The organism is Paenisporosarcina sp. TG20 (assembly GCF_000286315.1).
Taxonomy (GTDB): Bacteria; Bacillota; Bacilli; order Bacillales_A; family Planococcaceae; genus Paenisporosarcina.
Genome location: NZ_ALJG01000298.1, coordinates 1 through 18,410 on the forward strand (window position 1 = coordinate 1; position 18,410 = coordinate 18,410).

Here is an 18,410-nt window from a genome sequence, read left to right on the forward strand (position 1 = left end):
CAAGCCTCCTCAGGCCAACAGGATGTTGGTCACGAAGGCATCGCCTCGCGTTGTGGCGTTCTTAACCTTCGTTCCATTTGCTACCTGCGGGGTCTCACTGGACTCGCTTTTTCCGCTGGAGTCGCCACCTTCCACTACAATCATTCTCCTTTTAAAATCAACAGTGAAAACAATATAGTTTTAAAAATAAATATAAAAAATCGTTCTATTTTGTAATATGAAAGTACCCATACCTATATAGGATGATTTTTTATGTAAACCCTAAATATTACTAACCAAGAATATATCACTGTACAAAATTCACTTTGACTGAGAGGGAACTTGCATTTCTATAATAGTTTCATGAGCTGAAAATGACAATTGGATTACAAGACACTTTTCTATATTTATGGAGACTTTTTTTCATGAGAGACTCTACTGGAATTAGGAGGTAATTGGTTAGTTGCCTCAATAAGAGCGAAAGTTGCCCCAATGAGTCTAAAAGTTGCCTCATTCGATGGAAAAGTTGCCCTAATAAGTCCAAAAGTTGCCCCAATCACTGTGGAATTCGCTTCAACCTTTAATAAAGTTGATTAAAAACTTCAAATATTGCCCAAAATACTGAAATTTGATAATTAAGTTGAACCAATCAATTTAAAATCCGACTCGTTAATAACTGAAATGTTCACTTTGACCCTTCTCGGCGAATGCGGTCGAACTAAAAGTCCTTTTCATTTTTATTAATACAATAAGTTGTCACACAAAAATTTTTGTCCTTCTAGAATATATAGCTAGCTCTTTAAAGCTTGAAGTTTAAAGTTTTTATATAAGGAGACAATAGAAATTATTCATTAAATACTTCAAGGAGGGTGATTATTTAAAGTGAGGACACATGAAGTACAAATAAACCCTAACGAAAATACTAAAGATAAGATTAAAATCATTTTAGCGCTTGCAATGCCAGCTGTAATAGAAAACTTCTTCCAGACAATTCTAGGTTTTGTGGATACTTATTTTGTATCAAAAATTGGTCTTGCTGAAGTTTCAGCTGTTGGTGTAACCAACGCTTTACTCGCGATTTATTTTGCCTTGTTTATGGCAATTGGCGTTGCAGCTAATGTACGAATCGCAAATTTTCTAGGAGCAAAACAGCCTGAGAAAGCCCGTCATATTGCCCAACAATCGGTTATACTGGCTATTTTGTTTGGCATATTGACAGGAATTATAACCACGCTCTTTGCAGAACCATTATTAAAGTTGATGGGAATAGAAGATAATGTTCTAGATGCAGGGGTTATTTACTTTAAAATCGTAGCAATTCCCTCTGTATTTATGTCTTTAATGTTTGTTCTAAGTGCGATCTTAAGAGGAGGTGGCGATACACGTGCTCCAATGAAAGCCAGTATCCTAATTAACATAGTTAATGGTGTGTTGGACTATATTTTAATTTTCGGATTCTGGATAATTCCCGGAATGGGCATTACCGGAGCTGCAATCGCTACTGTTGTTTCAAGAATTATTGGTAGTCTCGCTTTATTTTATTATATAAAACGATCTCCAGTTCTTGCTTTTAGGAAAGATTATTGGAAACCAGATAAACAACATATACGGGAATTAGTGACTCTTGGAGGCCCGGCTGCTGGAGAAAGATTAGTCATGAGGCTCGGACAGATTGTTTACTTTGGATTCGTTGTTGCACTTGGGACAAACGTTTTTGCGGCTCATCAAATTGCAGGAAACGTCGAAGTGTTCTCCTATATGATCGGCTACGGTTTTGCTACTGCGGCAACTATTCTTGTTGGACAGCAAATTGGTGCAGGCAACATAGACGCGGCAAAGAGTTATGCAATCCTTTGTACAGGAATCGGTATTGGATTGATGACTGTTATAGGCGTATTTCTTTTTACTCTCGGGGACTGGGCAGGCAGTATATTTACAAGTGATCCTGAGGTAATTGAAAATATCGGAACCTCCTTAAAGGTATCGGGCGTTTTCCAACCCTTCCTTGCTTTACTACTCATCCTTACCGGTGCATTTCAAGGAGCAAATAATACGAAGTTTCCAATGTATTTGACAGCGGTCGGCATGTGGGGAATCCGAACATTACTTGTGTATGTATTGGGTATTCAACTTGGCTGGGGACTTCTTGGTGTATGGATTGCGATTGGCATAGATATTGCTTTTAGAGCTCTAGTCTTAGCCATACAGTTTGCACGTGGCAAATGGATTTCTTTGAAAAAAGATGTAGAATCCGAAAGCGATCCACAGACGACAAAAGAAACTATGTCTGGATGCGTTAATAACTATTAACTCAACTTTCGCAGAGTGAAATCGGCAAATAAGCCTTGATATAACTGGGCAGGCTGCCCATCCAAAGCTGCAGTTGACTTTCGATAAGTTTCTTCATTTTCTTATTGGAATGTTTCAGGACGTCTTCAAGAAGTTCGATCAACTGCTGCAGCGCAACCGCCCAATCGAGTTCATTCACTTCATCGCATAATTCATAAAAGAGGCCAGCGAGCGTGCGCTGGTCCGTGTTGCAGCGGTTTTGCCAAGATAACACGATGTAGCGGGCGAACACGATCGTCGTGTGGCTGATCAGCCCGTCATAGGAACGTCCTTGGAACTCCTTCTGGAGTTTTAACAGCGATTTGGCCGTCTTAAAGAAGACCTCGATATCCCAGCGCATGCCGTAGATCTGGATAATCTCCCGTTCGGTTAGCGTTTGGTCGGTACTTAGAATGGCCAGCCACTCGCTTCTTTTGTTTCGGTTTTGGACGAAGACGATCTTGACGGACGTTCCATTCGCCATGACACAGCGGATGGAACGAAGAATCCCTTTTTCGCCTTGGACCGGCTGTGCTAATCGATACAGCTGTTTCAATGAAACCCGTTTCCCATCCGCTAGGTAGCGCTGTTTCGTCTCTTTTACCATGCCAATCACATCGAGCCCCTGTTCAGTCATCGCTTGGACAAGCGGCGGCAGGGTGAACCAGGAATACATCAGCACATAGCTTGCATCGATGCCACTCGAAAGCGCACGGCGGATCATGTCCGGAATCTGTTCAGGCGCCGTTTGGAGCGCATTCATCCGGCGTTTGTAGCCGGATGTGCGTTTGTCGATGTCCGATGAAATGCCGTTGATCTGCGCTTTCTTGGAACTGAGCAGGGAAAAATCGGCCGGCATGAACGTGGAGCCGTCCGACCAGCCCAGTGTCAACATCCGGAACCCTTTGTAGAATTTCATTTTTTGCGATGCGTGGTCGAAACAACGAGCCAGCAGTTCGACCTTTTTACTGCGGTTGCGGTCAAACGCCGAATCATCGACAATGAACACCTTCGTCCGTGTGTGGTCGGTCAGGCGATTGACCTTCCTGATCGTCAAGGCGCTGAACGACAAAAGGAACCGCCGCCAGTTGAACGTCGGCTGATTCAGGAACCGGTAGACAGCATCCTTCGCAGGATAACGGTCCGCTTTCTTCGAATCCAGCAGGGAGAACCAATTTTTGTGCTGGAAAATCAGGCAGAAGACAAGTTGGAACAAGTACGAACAGGAAAAGCCGAAGGTTTTGGTGATACCGGCTTTCCGGAGATGTTTCAGGATGTCCAGCTCAGAAAAAACTGAGCGCAGTTCATTCGGCAGTTGATTGTTGGGTTGGTTTTGATCTATCATAATAGGAGGCACCTCTTCTGTTTGGTAGTGATTTCTTGGTAATCTCACTATACCAAAGAACGGGGTGCCTTTCTTTGTTTCTGAAGAAGTCAAGCAACCTATTCATCAAGACCTGACATCAACAGTACCAACACGTCAGACTCACTTTCTTGGTGCGAAAGTTGAGTATTAAGAATAAACCACTTTTAAAAGGTGCCATATAAAATTGGAATGCGGAAAGTGTAAAAAGAGGGCTAAAACCCCCTGTCCTTATTCATGATGAAAATAATCCATATACTTTCAAGAGATCCTTTCACGTAACGGATACGGATACTCGCCTATACCGTCGTTGCCTCAGTAAGGGCTAGAAAACGTTCAAAACAGGAATACGGCATTTACCGAGGCGTACTTGTACGCCTCTCGCCTTTATACTAATCACGACCAATATTAGTAGTCCACCCACTGCATGAAGGATTTCGCCCTGCAACCCGCCGATAAGATTGACGCTTTCGGTCTCGGCAGCGATTGTTGCTAGGAAGCTCACTGTCTGCATATTCAACAGTAAGACTATGATGCTAAGAACGGTTAGCAAGAGTTTGATAACCACCCAATAATGCCGAAACACCCCCCACACGGTCCCAGTGACATGACAAGCCCGGTTAGTAACGAGGTGAGGGTTAACGGAACGATAGCAAACCAGCCGGTCAACTCCATTGCAATCCAGATGGACATTTTTCCATTCAGATTTACTCCCTTGTATTCATGAGGTTCGGGTCAAAATCAGTATAACAATGTATTATGAACCTTAATTATGAAGAGGTATTTTTTCATGCTATTTAGAATTGCCTAGAGCCCAGGAAACGTAAATTAATTCCTACTCCCAGGTATACATTATTCAGGTTGGTTATGTGCATTAGGATCCGGAGTAAAATCAGACTTAAATCCATCGTAAGTTACTTGCGTTACCATCCCTGCCGTTGCGTGATGCAAATCATGACAGTGGAACATCCAATTACCAGGATTGTCTGCTTTAAAGGCTACAACATATTCTTCACCAGGTTTCAAATTCAAAGTATCTTTAATAATTGGAGACCCTTGAACTGGCTTTCCATTTTTACTTAGCACTTGGAAGAAGTGTCCATGCAAATGCATCGGATGATCATCACTCTTAGAGTTATTGACCAATTTTACTTTCACCAAGTCTCCTTCTTTGACCTGAAGGTTATCTGTTTCTGGATATACTTTGTCATTAATTGTATATTTTTCTTCCATTCCATCCGAAACAGTATTTAGATCCATTGTGTATTCTAAATCATATTTTTGATCAAGCGAAAACTCTGATTTCTTCTCTTTACCGTAAGAGACTAAATCGAATATTGGTAAGTTTTCTTTCTCATTTGGCTGATCAATAGCTTCTCCAGAAAAATCTTTATACTGAATTAAAGCTTTCATTCCTTGTGTAACTTCCATATCATCATGACTTTCTATATACCAATTGCCAGGGTTATTTGCAGTAAATTCTATATCATAACGTTCTCCAGGAGCGATAGATATTAATTCATCTTTAATTACTGTTGGATTATTTATTTCTTGACCATCAGTGCCGATGACTTTAAAATCATGACCGTGTAAGTGAATTTTATGGGACATAAAACCGGCGTTAACTAGACGAAGTCTCACTTTATCTCCTTCTTTTACAGATAGAGGAGCAACATCCTTTCCACTTTTTCCGTTAATGGTAAAAGTATCATACATGCTAGCCATATCGTGCCCCATAGCAGAATCATCAGCGGTTGCTTCTTCATTCATATCCATGGTGCTGTGGTCCATGCCTTCCATGCTACCTGAATCTGTGCTCTCGTCCATTTGCATAGACTCCTTGTCACTCATCCACTCATCTAATATCAGAGTATAGTCTTTATCGAATTTCCCATCATTTTTACCTTCAATAATAAATGAACCATAAAGTCCTTTGTCCAATTGATTAACCCCATCTTGATGAGAATGATACCAATATGTTCCTGGAACAGTGGCATTAAATTCATAAGTAAAACTTTCTCCAGGTTGGACAGCATTCATTGTTACTCCAGGTATTCCATCCATGTTATTTGGAACAGGTATCCCGTGCCAATGAATTGTAACAGGATCTTTCAATTCATTTTTAAGGATGATTTTAACGTCTTCCCCTTCTTGAATTCTAATCTCAGGTCCTGGGACCGAACCATTAAATGTCCAAGCAGTTATATCTTTTCCCTCAGTTAATGTGTGTTTACGTTCTTGTGCAACTAATGTAAATTCATTTTTTTCTATCTTTTCTGTGGAGATTGTCTGTGTTAATCCCTCAGTAGTAGGGTTTTCAACTGATGTTTCTTTTTCTTCTCCCATATCCATGTTGCTGTGATCCATACCTACCATTGAATCCGAACATGCACCAAGTATTAAAACGAATAAAGAAAGGCTAAAAAACTGTATCACTCTTTTTTTCATAGTCGACTCCTCCATATAATTTATACCTCTATACTAAGCCTAAAGTTTGCAAAATCTATGCAGATAACATGGAATTTTTCCACTAGCTTTAACCCAATTTTCATCAAAATATTTATAACAAGCATGAAAAGACCCGAAAATGACCATTTTCCATTCTCGAAATCCCGAGATTACAGTACTTCCCTTTACGATTTTAAATTGTAGTGACCTAAGGAAAAATAGTGATAGAGTGGATAGTATTGCTCTGTTCTGCTATCGTGATTATTGAGGAGTTGGAATATTGAATTAAAGTACGCTAAATACACATTTGTGAAAAAAGGATGATCACGATTACATTAATAGAATAATATGAATTGACTAATAAAGGTTGTAGTGACCAAATAAAAAAAAAAAAATCCCTACATGAAGGGATTTCCGTGCACTTGAGATGAAAGTCGGGTTAAGTACTCATATCAAAACCGTAAATTAAAAAATAACTCTTTTTGGGAAAAATTAAAACGAACTTATTTATGATGCGAAAAGCGCAGAAGCCCACTCTAGCTCGACACCTTGAAATATACATGGCGCGTCAATATCTTTCTAATATAAAACCGCTAAATTTGGTTATTCCTCGATTATGAAGTTTTTTCCCGCAATCTTTGAATTAATTCCGCGCTTATTTTTTTATCAATATTTTCTTTCCGCCTTTGGAAGAACCGAATCGAAATTGTTTCCGCATGAGCCTCAGAAGCTATGGTATGAGCTGGGCTTCGGAGCTAGTCACGAAAAGCGCAGCAGGACATGGGAGACCGACTCCGGCGTTGGAACTACTGAATCGAAGACTCGTTTTCGAATGAAGTTACGGAAGGAAACCTTACCCCTCCATTGAAGAGAAAACATGAAATTGTCGGAAAAAGGTTGTAGTGACCAAATAAAACGCAGGAATCCCTACGTGGAGGGATTTCTGGGTACTTGAGATGAAAGTTGGGTTAACAAGCGCTGCGAGAGTGTCTTCCCAGATGCGAGCCACAATTTGAGGGGCAATTGTGGCTCTGCATCGGAAAGAATTGTTCTGCTAGCGATTAGCATATTCTCATTTTATAGAACTACCTCTACGGGTTCAGGAGCCACAGGATTCCTGTACGAAAGTACGACGAGCGGAGTGATTTTGTCACTTCGCTCGCCCCTTTCATTCTTGTGGTTATGGTGCAGAAGGTTTGCGGTTCCGTACTGTTTAAGCGTCCTTATAACGAACGGACTCTTTAATCATTACTCTTCTATACACAACAATAATAATGGCAACGGCAATCAACATGAGTGACATCACTTGAGCAATGCGCAGTTCACCAACTAAATATAAACTATCCGTTCGCATCCCTTCGATAAAGAAGCGACCGAATGAATACCAAATGACATAAAGTAAGAACATTTCCCCACGAAGTAAATTCACACGGCGAAGTAAGATTAAGATCACAACACCAGTAAAGTTCCACACCGATTCATATAAAAATGTAGGATGATAATAGGTACCGTCAATTCGCATTTGATTAATTACCCAATCCGGTAAAAACATACTTTCTAGAAAACCACGAGATACAGGTCCGCCATGCGCTTCTTGATTAATAAAATTGCCCCAACGACCAATCGTTTGACCAATTAATATACTAGGTGCTACTATATCAGCAACTTTTAAAAATGATTCATTTCGTTTTCTTGTAAAGAGGTAAGCCACGATAAACGAAAAAATTAATGCTCCATGTATCGCAAGTCCACCTTCCCATATTTGAAGGATTTGACCTGGGTTTTCAGCATAGTACTCCCATTTAAATAGAACGTAGTACAACCGTGCACCTAAAATGGCGAGTGGCACAGCCCACATTAATAAGTCCGTTAAAAAATCCGGATGAAAACCCCGTTTCACCATTTCTTTTTGTCCCACGATAAAAGCTAAAACGATACCTGATGCAATAATAACTCCGTACCATCGTACATCTATTGGTCCGAGAGAAAAAGCAGTCGGATTGATAGCCCCAAGTAAAAAATTCATGTTTTTCTCCTTTCAGTGCTACCTAACCTAATAAGAAGCATCCTAGTTTTGACTGTTACACTGTACTCAATTTAATCTAACCCTCTCAAATTAATTAGAGTTTTAACTATCCCATTTAAATACCCCAATATGTAATCGTATCAAATATCCCAACTATGATCAGTAAAACACCCGCAGATTTTTGGACAATATATCCAAGTTTTTTACTATTCTTGAATGTACGTTTATCTATTTCAAGGAAGCCCATGACAGCGAGAACAATCAATATTGGTAAGGAAGTTGCGATTCCAAACACTGCTGGCAATACCATGCCGTAAGGTGACGTTAACACTAATGGCATCAGTGAAACAAAGAATAGAACGAACATGGTTGGACAAAAAGCAATCGAGAAACTAACCCCCATTAAAAAGGAACCCAGTTTTCCTTTTCTTAGTCTAAGTGGAATTCTACTTGTAAGGCGATTAATCAAATTAATCTTGAAAACACCTAGCAATACTAGTCCCACAAAAATGATTAAAGGACCAACAATCTTTCTTAAAAAAGGAAAATAAGTAATCATGCTCTTTTCAAACGTTTGACCAAATAGCCAAACTAGAAGCCCCAGGGTGCTAAACACGACAATTTTCCCAAGAATAAATGAAAAAACATCTAACCACTCTGTTCGATTTTGTATTGTACGGTTTCCATAATACGTAATAGCACTAATATTTCCCGTTAATTGGCATGGAGCCACTGCCCCAACAATACCAAGGAATAGGGCTACCAAGAACGGATATTCAGAAAAAGATTGAGCAAAAATTCTAAATGGTTCGCTTAGTGACGTACTTATTTCAGATAGTAAGCTATACATATTTTTTAAATCACTTCCTATTGTTTCAATGTCCCTTTCTCAGCAATCATATCCCAAGTCTCCCCTGAATCCTGTGTTTGGTAAATATCGTTTTCAATTGTAGCAATTGTGATTTCCTTTTTATCTATCGGATTCACAGCAATTTGGAGTATGGGATTATTTTGACTGATATCGGGCACCTTCAGGTCTTCTAAGCCTTTAGTTTCAATATTAAATCTGACCAATTTTACTCTTTCATTTTCAATACTTGCGTATATTCCAGCTGTTTCCGTCAACGTCACGTACGTAATCATTATGGGGTTACCTAAAAGGTTAAATGTATTTCCAAAATCGCTTGATAGAAACAAACCATCTTGACTCCCTATCGCCAATATTGAATCATTAGATGGATGTGCTGAAAGATTTGATATATATTTCGAATCAAATCCTACCATTTTTGATTTTGCCCAACTCTTTCCGTCATCCTCTGAATAATGAAGGCCAAATTCAAGGTTTCCAATAGGAGCTTCATTTATTATATAAATCATATTTGTTTCATATCCAACCGTCATATAATGAAAGTCTGCTTCCCCGTAAAAAGCCAATTGCTCAAAACTTTCTCCTTTATTCTCACTCTTAATAATTCCTAAAGGATTTTTATAATCTGAGTTTGGTTCAGGGTGACCACTTGAGTAAAACCCCTCTTGAACAGCGGAAAAACCCATATAATCGTGTTTTTCATTAGTAGCCTTTATCCATTTATCATCGTACTCATACAATCCTTTATGAGTAGCAATCACGACCTCTTCCTCTCCATTTGGATATCCAATTCCGTGAATATGATTGATTTTTTCATTAATGACTTCTTCTAATTTATCGGTTGTCGCATTCTTTGGATTACAGGCATTTAAAAGCGTTAACAGCATTCCAACCAACACCAACCCTATTATCTTATTCATAATAAAACCTCCGTTATTTCCATTTATATCCGATTCCCCAAACAGTAAGTAAAAATTCATGAGTAGAAAAACCTGCTATCTTAAGCTTGTCTCTTAAATTTCGTATATGTGAGTCCACTGTTCTAATTTCGGTGTATGAATCGTGATCCCAAGCGACTAAAAGTAATTGTTCCCTCGTATACGAACGTTTTGGATGTTTGATCAATGCTTCGATAATTTTATATTCCTTCATTGTCAGAGCTACATGTTTATCTTGAAAAGTCAGCGTATAAGATTCTGAATTCAATTCATAGTCATCGCATTTAATTATCTTTTCATCCTTTTTGCCATTAGCTATACGTCTTAATAAAGCATTAACTCTGGCAAGTAATTCCTGATCGTTAAAAGGTTTCGTTAAATAATCATCTGCACCAACGTTTAACCCTTTTACAATATCGGATTTATCTGTCCTTGCAGTTAACATCAGAATTGGAACTGAGGACCGTTTCCGTATTGCTTCACATGTTTGCCATCCATCCATATATGGCATCATGACATCCAGGATAACTAGATGAATTTCTTCTTTTGCAAGTAGCGTTAATGCTTCATCTCCACTTTTTACTTTTATACAGTTATACCCTTGAGGCTTCAAAAACAATTCCAGTAAATCCAACATTCTCATCTCATCGTCTACTAATAAAATTGTTTGCATTTTCAATCCCCCCATTCCTATATAATGACGATGAATTTACTGCCTTTTCCAAGATCACTTTCTACGCTAATGTTCCCCCCGTGAGCTTCGACTAACTCTTTTACTATAGACAGACCTAACCCCACTCCTCCATATTCACGGGAACGAGATTTTTCTACTCTAAATAATTTTTCAAATATATTCTCAAAATCACTTTCACGCATACCAATTCCTTGATCAATTACGAAAAAAACTGTTTTACCGTTTTTGTGTACAATATCTAAAATTGTTGTTGTTCCTCTAGGAGAATATTTTAGTGCATTATCTAATAGATTCATCACAATTTGTTCCAAGCGTAATGGATCTGCATTGACTATAAAGTTTTCTGTACATTTCAATTCCAATTGAATTCCTTTTAAAACAAACGATGGGTACATCCTGTTATAAATGTGTGAAAAGAAAGGTTGTGATTCAAACGACTGTTTCGAGACCGTAAAACTGTTCTCATCCATTTTGGCCAAGTCAAAGAGGTTTTTAACCAACTCTGTCATTCGTTTTGATTCCTCATCAATAATCGAAAGATATTTTTGACGTTCACTATCATTTAGTTCTGATCTCATAGCAACCTTTGAATAACCAGATAGATATGTAAGTGGTGTGCGTAATTCATGGGAAACAGACGCCAAAAATTCAGTACGATCTCTCTTTACACGTTCTAAATCTGAACCTAGTTTTTGTATAGCATTTGATAATTCTCCTAACTCGTCTTTACCTTGAGGTGGTAGTTTTACATTAAAGTCACCTCTGCTCAGTTTCTCTGTTGCTTCTTTCATTCGAATTAAAGGACTAGTTAAGAACCTCGAGAGAATTAGATACACAATACATAAGGAAACTAAACTAGCGATACCAGCCAATTTAAAGTGGAAATTCAGTTTATTCACAAGAAATTGGAGAGTTTCAGTACTTTTAAACATTATGATGTAGCCAGCATGTTCTTCATTGACTTTGTATGGATGTAAACTGGCAATAAACTCTTCATCTTTCCAGTTACTTTGAATGATTTGATCTTCTCTAAATTTCCGACTCGATAAAGAAGTCAGTGTAGTGTCAAGGTCTAATTTATTTCCATCTGTACCTAGTATCAAGTTGAACTCTTCGTCAGTGATAGCAACTTGACGGTCACTATCGTTCTCCATCAGTACTATATGACGCATGGTATCGTCCGAAAAGTTATCTTCAAGTACATCTCTATGATTTGAACCTTTTAAAACTAGTTGAGAAAATTCCTCATCGATTCTGCTATGTACAATAGTTTGATGAAGATACAGCATGAGCAAAGATTCCATAATTAGGACTGTAACAATAAAGTATGAAGCTAATTTAATAGAAATTTTATTCATAACTAACCCCATCCATATTAATAAATTAACGATACTAAAAAATTATGAAGAAATTATGCAGATGCAATGATGTCAACAAACAACTTTAATAATTTCAAGACATCTTGCATATGAATAAGATTGTTTCGCATTAACAACTTTCTATCAAATATCTTTTACTTTAGCAAAAACTACAGAATTATTCTTTTAAAAAAAGTCGAAAAGAGCTTATCCGTTAAAAAGAATAAGCTCTTTTCTTAATTTTAAACAAACTTTATTTAGGTGATAGTTCACTTTCAGTTACCCATTTGTGATTTGTCACTTCTTCTCCATTCGTCGTCGAAGTATAATCGACCATATAGACGGTAGTTTGTTCGGCAAAATCAATTTCAGCCGTTGCACCATCCATCCCATTCATATGGTCAGCTTCTATGGTTACTTCCGTTCCAAGTTCTAGAGTGTCTTCTCCAGCATCTTTAATCTCATCATGAATGACCCATTTATGATTTGTTACTCTTTCTCCACCCGTTGTCGGAGTATATGAAATAGCGTACGCTGTAGTATCATAGGCACCCACAATCGTAGCTTCTGCACCTTTCATGCCTTCCATATGATCTGTTTCGAGTATGGCTTTTGTCCCAACTGCATAGGTTGGATTTTCTTGTACTATTAAACCTTCAGGAACGTCAGCTGAGCCTGAATGGTCCATATCCATGCTCTCTTCAGAACCAGGATCCATATCCATTCCTTCATGAGGATTTGATCCCTCATTATCATTACCACACGCTGCTATTGTTAATGCAGAAATTAATGCAATAATTCCCATCAATAATATTTTTTTCATCATTCATTATCCTCCCCGATATTGGAATAAAACTTATTGCGTTCCTAAATTTACTATACCCAAAAATTAAGGAGAAATTATGCAGAGTCAAAACTGTTTAAGCAAGTTGTGAGTCTTCATGGATGTTAGTTGGTTTTCATTAATATTACTTTGTTAGTTTTGCGCGTTGTAATCGTAATGCATTCAAGACAACCGACACTGAACTAAACGCCATTGCTGCTCCTGCTACCCATGGTGCTAGGAATCCTGCAGCTGCAATTGGTATGCCTACTGAGTTGTAGGCTAATGCCCAGAATAAGTTTTGTTTAATATTACGTACAGTCAATCGACTCATTTGAATGGCATCAACGGCACGCATTAAATCGCCATGCATCAATGTAATATCTGCAGCTTCCATTGCTACCGCTGTACCTGTACCCATTGCCATACCTACATCTGCCGTTGCTAAAGCGGGTGCATCATTTAAACCATCTCCTGCCATTGCCACACGTCTTCCATCAGCTTTTAGCTTCGCCACAACGTCGGCTTTTTCAGTTGGTAGAACACCAGCAAATACTTCGTCTATTCCTACTTGTGCTGCAATCGCACGAGCAGTTCGCTCTTGATCTCCCGTTAACATCACTACATGTAATCCTAACTTTTTCATTTCTGAGATAGCCTTTGACGACGAGTCTTTTACCGTGTCGGCAACTGCTATTAATCCTGCATACGTGCCTTCTACAGCTATAAACATAACGGTTTTACCTTGAGATTCTAATTCACTTGCATTAGTTTCGGACAAGGACACATTCGACTCTTTTAGTAGTTTCCGAGTTCCAATCAACACATTTGAACCATCGACTACTGCCCGAATACCATGTCCAGGAATCGCTTCAAATGATTCTACTGAAAGTTTTTCATTATCGCCATACGCAGTAATTGCTGTAGCTACGGGATGTTCTGATTGACTTTCTGCCGCAGCTGCAAGTGAAACGATACGGTGATGTTCAAATCCTTCTGCTACCACAAATTCGGTTACTTCCGGACGACCATGCGTGATTGTTCCCGTTTTATCTAACACAATCGTGTCGACATGTTTTGTATTTTCCATGGCTTCTGCAGTTTTAAACAAAACCCCGAGTTCCGCAGATCGACCAGACCCAGCCATAATTGACGTGGGTGTTGCTAATCCAAGTGCACATGGACATGCAATAACAAGCACGGCTATTGTGCTTTCTAACGCATTTGCAAACTCACCTGGAGAGAAAATGAAATACCATGCGATAAAAGTAACTACTGCTATGCCAACAACGATTGGTACAAAAATACTTGAAATTTGGTCAGCTAATCGTTGTATTGGTGCTTTTGTTCCTTGCGCTTCTTCAACTACACGTATGATACTCGATAGTACTGTGTCTTTACCGATACTCTGAGCTTTAACACGAAGGTTTCCATTTGCATTAACGGTTGCTGCATAAACAACATCACCTGGCACTTTATCTACCGGCAAACTTTCACCTGTTAACATTGATTCATCAACTGCAGAATACCCTGACACGACTTCTGCATCTACAGGGATGGATGAACCTGGTTTAATCATCAAGACGTCTCCTATGCGGACGTCATCTATTGCTATTTCTTGTGTAGTGCCATCTCGTTCTACAAATGCCATTTTGGGTTGCAGTTTCATTAACTTTTGTATGGCATCAGAAGAACGACCCTTTGCTCTCGCTTCAAATACTTTACCGAGAATGATTAAGGTAATTAGGACGGCACTTGTTTCAAAATACAACCCAATACTATGAGTGCCCATATGTTGGAAATTCGTTAATACCAGATACACACTATAAAAGTAAGCTGCAGATGTCCCTAAAGCGACTAGTACATCCATGTTCGCACTCTTATTACGTAGTGCGAAGTAAGCACCTTTATAGAATGTCCAACCTATCCAAAACTGCACTGGAGTTGCTAATGCCCATTGTACAAATGGGTTCATTAAAATGTCTGGTACATACATCCACGAAGTAAATGTAAAATGAGCCACCATTGTCCATAATAGTGGGAGGGATAATAGTGCTGAGATTAGAAATAAACGAGTTTTCTTCTTGATTTCTACTTTACGATGATCAACTTTTTCTCCACGTTGCTCATTTTTAAATTCAGCATTGTAGCCTAGCATTTGAATTTTCTTGATGAAATCATGTGATGTCAAAACGGTAGGGTCAAAAGAAACTCGACCTGTTTCCAAAGCCAAATTGACTGTTGCGTTTTGTACACCCTCCATCCGATTAAGTCCTTTTTCAATACGTGTGGAACAAGCTGCACATGTCATTCCTATTATATTTAAGTCTACTTCTTCCTTCATTACGTCATAACCAAGGGTTCTAATTTTATCTTGTATAGCAGATATGTTTGTTTCCTCTTTGTTAAACACAACACTCGCTTTTTCAGTTGCAAAGTTAACGGTGGCACCAGTGACGCCTTCCATGCGTTGTAACCCTTTTTCTATTCGGTTAGCACAAGCAGCGCAGGTCATTCCAGTTATAGCAATATCACTCTTTTTTTCGCTCATGTCATACCTTCCCTTCCATACCGAGTAGGGGTATAATTCATTTAAAAAAATTACTGCGATTACCCGCAGCAATTTACTTTTTAAGCTCCTACCGTGTAACCTTGATCTTCAATCGTATCTGTAATTTTCTGCACATCCACGTCATTGTTAAATTCAACATTTACAGTTCCATTGTTTAACTCTACAAGAACTCTCTCCACGCCGTTGAGTGCTCCTACACTATTCTCAACGGATTTTACACAATGCCCACATGTCATTCCTTCTACTTGCAAAGTAATTTTATTCGTCATTTTAAATTCCTCCTCTTATTTTTTCATTAATTTTTGAAACGTAACTAATAATTCATCGAGCACTTCTTCATCACCTTGAGATAATCTGTCAACAACACAGCCTTTTAAATGCCCTTTTAATAGCACTTTTGCTACACTGTTTAATGCACTTTGAGTGGCAGAAAGTTGGGTGATAATATCATCACAATAAACGTCTTTATCTACCATGCCTTTAATGCCTCGAACCTGACCTTCAATCCGGTTTAATCGATGAACTAAATCTGTTTTTACAGATTCAGGATGATTACTTTTTCTACACGACTCATTTGAGACCACTGGATTTAATAATGCCTCTTCTACTATATTACCCATTTTTCCGGCCCCCTATCTAATTAAACTCATTATAAAGTACCTGCTAGGGGTATGTAAAGGAAAACGATTGATTAATTCATTAATTTCTATTTTACTACAAACTTACCGACCATCCCACTCTCTTTATGGCCAGGAATTGTGCAATAAAATTCATATGTACCTGCTTCATCAATTGAAAATGTTATTTCATTTGTAGTATGAGGTTCTGAATGCAAATGTATTACATCTTCCTTATTCTCATGCTGATGTGAAGATTCACTCATCAGTTTAAATGACAAGTCTTTAATTTCAATGTCATGAGCTACCTGATCAGAATTTTTTAATTCCAATGAAATGGGCATATTTTTTTCCACAACTATTTCGTCTGGTGAGTAACTCAAATCAGACGTTTCGATAACAATTTTTTTGATTTCTTGTTGTGTTTCGGATGCTTTATGTACATCATGTTCTTTGTCCTGTGAAATGGTTTTTGATTGTGCCTTCTCCATGTCTAATGAGTTCGCGAAAAATAATACTGAACCAATCATTAACATTGTTGAAATAGGCTTTAAGAACCAGCTTCTATTCTTAATTGTTGCCTTGTCCGAAGTGGTCAGTATAATCAAAAGAAATATCGTACAAATGGAGAAAAGTAAAAAAGCCTTGATAAACATATTTGCTTGTTCAACCGGAAGCATTTCTCCTAACATCGCACCCATCATGCCGCCCATCAAACCAGACATTAATCCTTCGACAGATGATAGGAATCCAAAGCATATTCCGCATAGGAAACCTGCTAGTATTCCGAATGACATTCCTAAAATTGTCGAGAGAAATAAGTCTCCTTGATAACTAACTCCAAACGTAACACCAGCTGTAAGGCCGACATTCATGCCCAAAAACATTGCAGTAATCATTCCCGACAAATGAGTAATATGATACTGACTACCTTTTATGCTTAGTATTATAGATATCAGAGTTGTAACACCTAATAAAATCAAAACAAATAAATGAAAGTGACTCAATATAATACCCCCTTTGGGTACATGTTATGTAGATTTAATCTAATTAATGCTTATTATTGAAGGGGAATATGAATTTTAATAAAAAGGCTTTCCTATAAATAATAGACTTGGGCTACCGGGTCGCTATTGACTGCAAACCTACTGCACCATATCCTATAGAGTGAAAAGGAGTGAAGTGACTACGTCACTTCACTCCTCTGTTTTTCGTCCAGGCAATCTTGCGGCGGGTGTGCGTCCGATACGCCCCTTAACCCATGGGCATACAGAGGTTGTTCAAAAAGTCCGCTAAAAATAGCTGTCGCATCTCTTCGTTGGCTTGCTTCTCTGCTCCTTACGCATCAACACCATACGCTCCGGTGCTCGAAGGCTACGCCGCCTCGACCTACTCGGCTCTTTTTATGCTCCTTTTTGAACACGCACTTATAGTAAAAAATATCTTATTTCCACTAAATATGAACCAGTCTGATAATTAATGGAAACCACCGGCAGGGATTGACCATAAGTAAAAACCCTCGTTTACTTTTTAAATCGACGTTTCATTGGGTCATTTTTTACCATGAATTTCTCTTCTTTTATTCAAGATTACTAACAAGTTCCTTCAACAGATTCTCTTCTACTGGTCCCCTAATCTGATGCCCAATTGTTCCATCTGTATTTATTATATACGTCATTGGGAGCGTAAGAATCTGATATGCGTCCATTACTTCCCCTTTATTATCAAACAGAATTGGAAATGTTAGTCCGTACGCATCGACAAATTTCCTCACCATTTCAGGTCTATCCTGAGTTGTCATATTAACCGCAATAATTTCTACATTTGCCGAATCTTTATTTTTCTTATAATATTTCTCCAAATGTGGCATTTCATCCTTGCATGGAGGACACCATGTTGCCCAAAAGTTTAGGATAACTTTTTTCCCCTTATAATCTGACAGTTTCACGACTTCTCCAGTGAGTGTAGTAAGTTCGAAATTAGGTGGAACATTGCCTTTTTTTAGCCCAATCTCTGCTTCAAGAGCATTATTAGCTGTTACAGGCGCGAAGTATTCGTCTGGTTCCGTTGATTTCACATTTATAACTATCATTGCGCAGATAATCAAAGCAGTGACGACCAAGCCTGCATTTCTTTTAATCACAATTTAACCTCCATTAATCTTATCATTACAATTATAGTGTTCAATTATGTTACCCAATATTTTTAATATTAGTTTGCACAGAAAAGATAATCTTGTGAATTCCCGATAAATTCATTTACAAGAAAAACCGGGCAAAGTGCGCCCGGTCCTTTTAAGATGGGTAACCATAGAAACCCATTTATTTCCGCTACGGTGGACGCTTTTCGCGGGCATGGCTTCAGTCTCCTCGTCACTGTAAAAACATGTGCTCCTG

The 18,410-nt window shown here is 38.5% G+C and carries 15 protein-coding genes; 2 read left to right on the top strand and 13 right to left on the bottom strand.

What is annotated here, in order from left to right; translation table 11 throughout:
• The coding region (locus B371_RS24090) for a hypothetical protein (RefSeq protein ID WP_237721529.1) at positions 1-216 on the top strand (216 nt) is incomplete at its 5' end.
• Positions 217-861: 645 nt separating this feature from the next.
• Complete coding sequence (locus B371_RS0110470) at positions 862-2,289, top strand: MATE family efflux transporter (RefSeq protein WP_019414266.1); 1,428 nt, start codon at positions 862-864, stop codon at positions 2,287-2,289.
• A 1-nt stretch (position 2,290) separates the two neighbouring features.
• Here B371_RS0110470 and B371_RS0110475 read toward each other — a convergent pair whose 3' ends face one another.
• From B371_RS0110475 to B371_RS0110540, 13 genes are all read right to left on the bottom strand, one after another.
• Positions 2,291-3,652, bottom strand: coding sequence for a transposase (locus B371_RS0110475; protein WP_026023025.1), 1,362 nt, complete (start codon positions 3,650-3,652; stop codon positions 2,291-2,293).
• Positions 3,653-4,522: 870 nt separating this feature from the next.
• Positions 4,523-6,118 carry a multicopper oxidase family protein gene (locus tag B371_RS0110485; protein ID WP_019414270.1) on the bottom strand — a complete coding sequence of 532 codons (1,596 nt, stop codon included), beginning with the start codon at positions 6,116-6,118 and terminating at the stop codon, positions 4,523-4,525.
• Positions 6,119-7,331: 1,213 nt separating this feature from the next.
• Positions 7,332-8,144 (bottom strand): prolipoprotein diacylglyceryl transferase, encoded by an 813-nt coding sequence (lgt, locus tag B371_RS0110490; protein ID WP_019414271.1) that lies wholly within the window; start codon positions 8,142-8,144, stop codon positions 7,332-7,334.
• A gap of 115 nt (positions 8,145-8,259) precedes the next feature.
• Entirely contained in the window at positions 8,260-8,994 is a 735-nt protein-coding gene (locus tag B371_RS0110495) for a sulfite exporter TauE/SafE family protein (protein ID WP_019414272.1), read from the bottom strand.
• Positions 8,995-9,011: 17 nt separating this feature from the next.
• On the bottom strand, positions 9,012-9,932 hold the full coding sequence (locus B371_RS0110500) for a F510_1955 family glycosylhydrolase (RefSeq protein WP_019414273.1): 921 nt from the start codon (positions 9,930-9,932) through the stop codon (positions 9,012-9,014).
• Between the two features lie 13 nt (positions 9,933-9,945).
• On the bottom strand, positions 9,946-10,623 hold the full coding sequence (locus B371_RS0110505) for a response regulator transcription factor (protein ID WP_019414274.1): 678 nt from the start codon (positions 10,621-10,623) through the stop codon (positions 9,946-9,948).
• A gap of 17 nt (positions 10,624-10,640) precedes the next feature.
• A complete protein-coding gene (locus tag B371_RS0110510) occupies positions 10,641-12,002 on the bottom strand; it encodes a HAMP domain-containing sensor histidine kinase (RefSeq protein WP_019414275.1) in 1,362 nt (453 codons plus the stop codon).
• Positions 12,003-12,255: 253 nt separating this feature from the next.
• Positions 12,256-12,828: a YdhK family protein gene (locus tag B371_RS0110515; RefSeq protein WP_019414276.1), complete on the bottom strand. Its 573-nt coding sequence runs from the start codon at positions 12,826-12,828 to the stop codon at positions 12,256-12,258.
• A 142-nt stretch (positions 12,829-12,970) separates the two neighbouring features.
• The gene (locus B371_RS0110520; RefSeq protein WP_019414277.1) at positions 12,971-15,376 is read right to left on the bottom strand and encodes a heavy metal translocating P-type ATPase; all 2,406 of its coding nucleotides are present in this window, start codon (positions 15,374-15,376) and stop codon (positions 12,971-12,973) included.
• Between the two features lie 80 nt (positions 15,377-15,456).
• Positions 15,457-15,666, bottom strand: a complete 210-nt coding sequence (gene copZ / locus B371_RS0110525; RefSeq protein WP_019414278.1) for a copper chaperone CopZ — start codon at positions 15,664-15,666, stop codon at positions 15,457-15,459.
• 15 nt (positions 15,667-15,681) lie between these two features.
• A complete protein-coding gene (locus B371_RS0110530) occupies positions 15,682-16,017 on the bottom strand; it encodes a metal-sensitive transcriptional regulator (RefSeq protein ID WP_019414279.1) in 336 nt (111 codons plus the stop codon).
• A gap of 86 nt (positions 16,018-16,103) precedes the next feature.
• A complete protein-coding gene (locus B371_RS0110535; RefSeq protein ID WP_019414280.1) occupies positions 16,104-17,021 on the bottom strand; it encodes a cupredoxin domain-containing protein in 918 nt (305 codons plus the stop codon).
• A 572-nt stretch (positions 17,022-17,593) separates the two neighbouring features.
• A complete protein-coding gene (locus B371_RS0110540) occupies positions 17,594-18,157 on the bottom strand; it encodes a peroxiredoxin (RefSeq protein WP_019414281.1) in 564 nt (187 codons plus the stop codon).
• Positions 18,158-18,410: the final 253 nt, after the last annotated feature.

Bases quoted from the DNA above. Each gene is read 5' to 3' on its own strand.
- B371_RS0110510 (WP_019414275.1), bottom strand. From the start codon at position 12,002: ATGAATAAAATTTCTATTAAATTAGCTTCATACTTTATTGTTACAGTC.
- B371_RS0110520 (WP_019414277.1), bottom strand. From the start codon at position 15,376: ATGAGCGAAAAAAAGAGTGATATTGCTATAACTGGAATGACCTGCGCT.
- lgt (WP_019414271.1), bottom strand. From the start codon at position 8,144: ATGAATTTTTTACTTGGGGCTATCAATCCGACTGCTTTTTCTCTCGGA.
- B371_RS0110500 (WP_019414273.1), bottom strand. From the start codon at position 9,932: ATGAATAAGATAATAGGGTTGGTGTTGGTTGGAATGCTGTTAACGCTT.
- copZ (WP_019414278.1), bottom strand. From the start codon at position 15,666: ATGACGAATAAAATTACTTTGCAAGTAGAAGGAATGACATGTGGGCAT.
- B371_RS0110495 (WP_019414272.1), bottom strand. From the start codon at position 8,994: ATGTATAGCTTACTATCTGAAATAAGTACGTCACTAAGCGAACCATTT.
- B371_RS0110485 (WP_019414270.1), bottom strand. From the start codon at position 6,118: ATGAAAAAAAGAGTGATACAGTTTTTTAGCCTTTCTTTATTCGTTTTA.
- B371_RS0110530 (WP_019414279.1), bottom strand. From the start codon at position 16,017: ATGGGTAATATAGTAGAAGAGGCATTATTAAATCCAGTGGTCTCAAAT.
- B371_RS0110475 (WP_026023025.1), bottom strand. From the start codon at position 3,652: ATGATAGATCAAAACCAACCCAACAATCAACTGCCGAATGAACTGCGC.
- B371_RS0110505 (WP_019414274.1), bottom strand. From the start codon at position 10,623: ATGCAAACAATTTTATTAGTAGACGATGAGATGAGAATGTTGGATTTA.
- B371_RS0110515 (WP_019414276.1), bottom strand. From the start codon at position 12,828: ATGATGAAAAAAATATTATTGATGGGAATTATTGCATTAATTTCTGCA.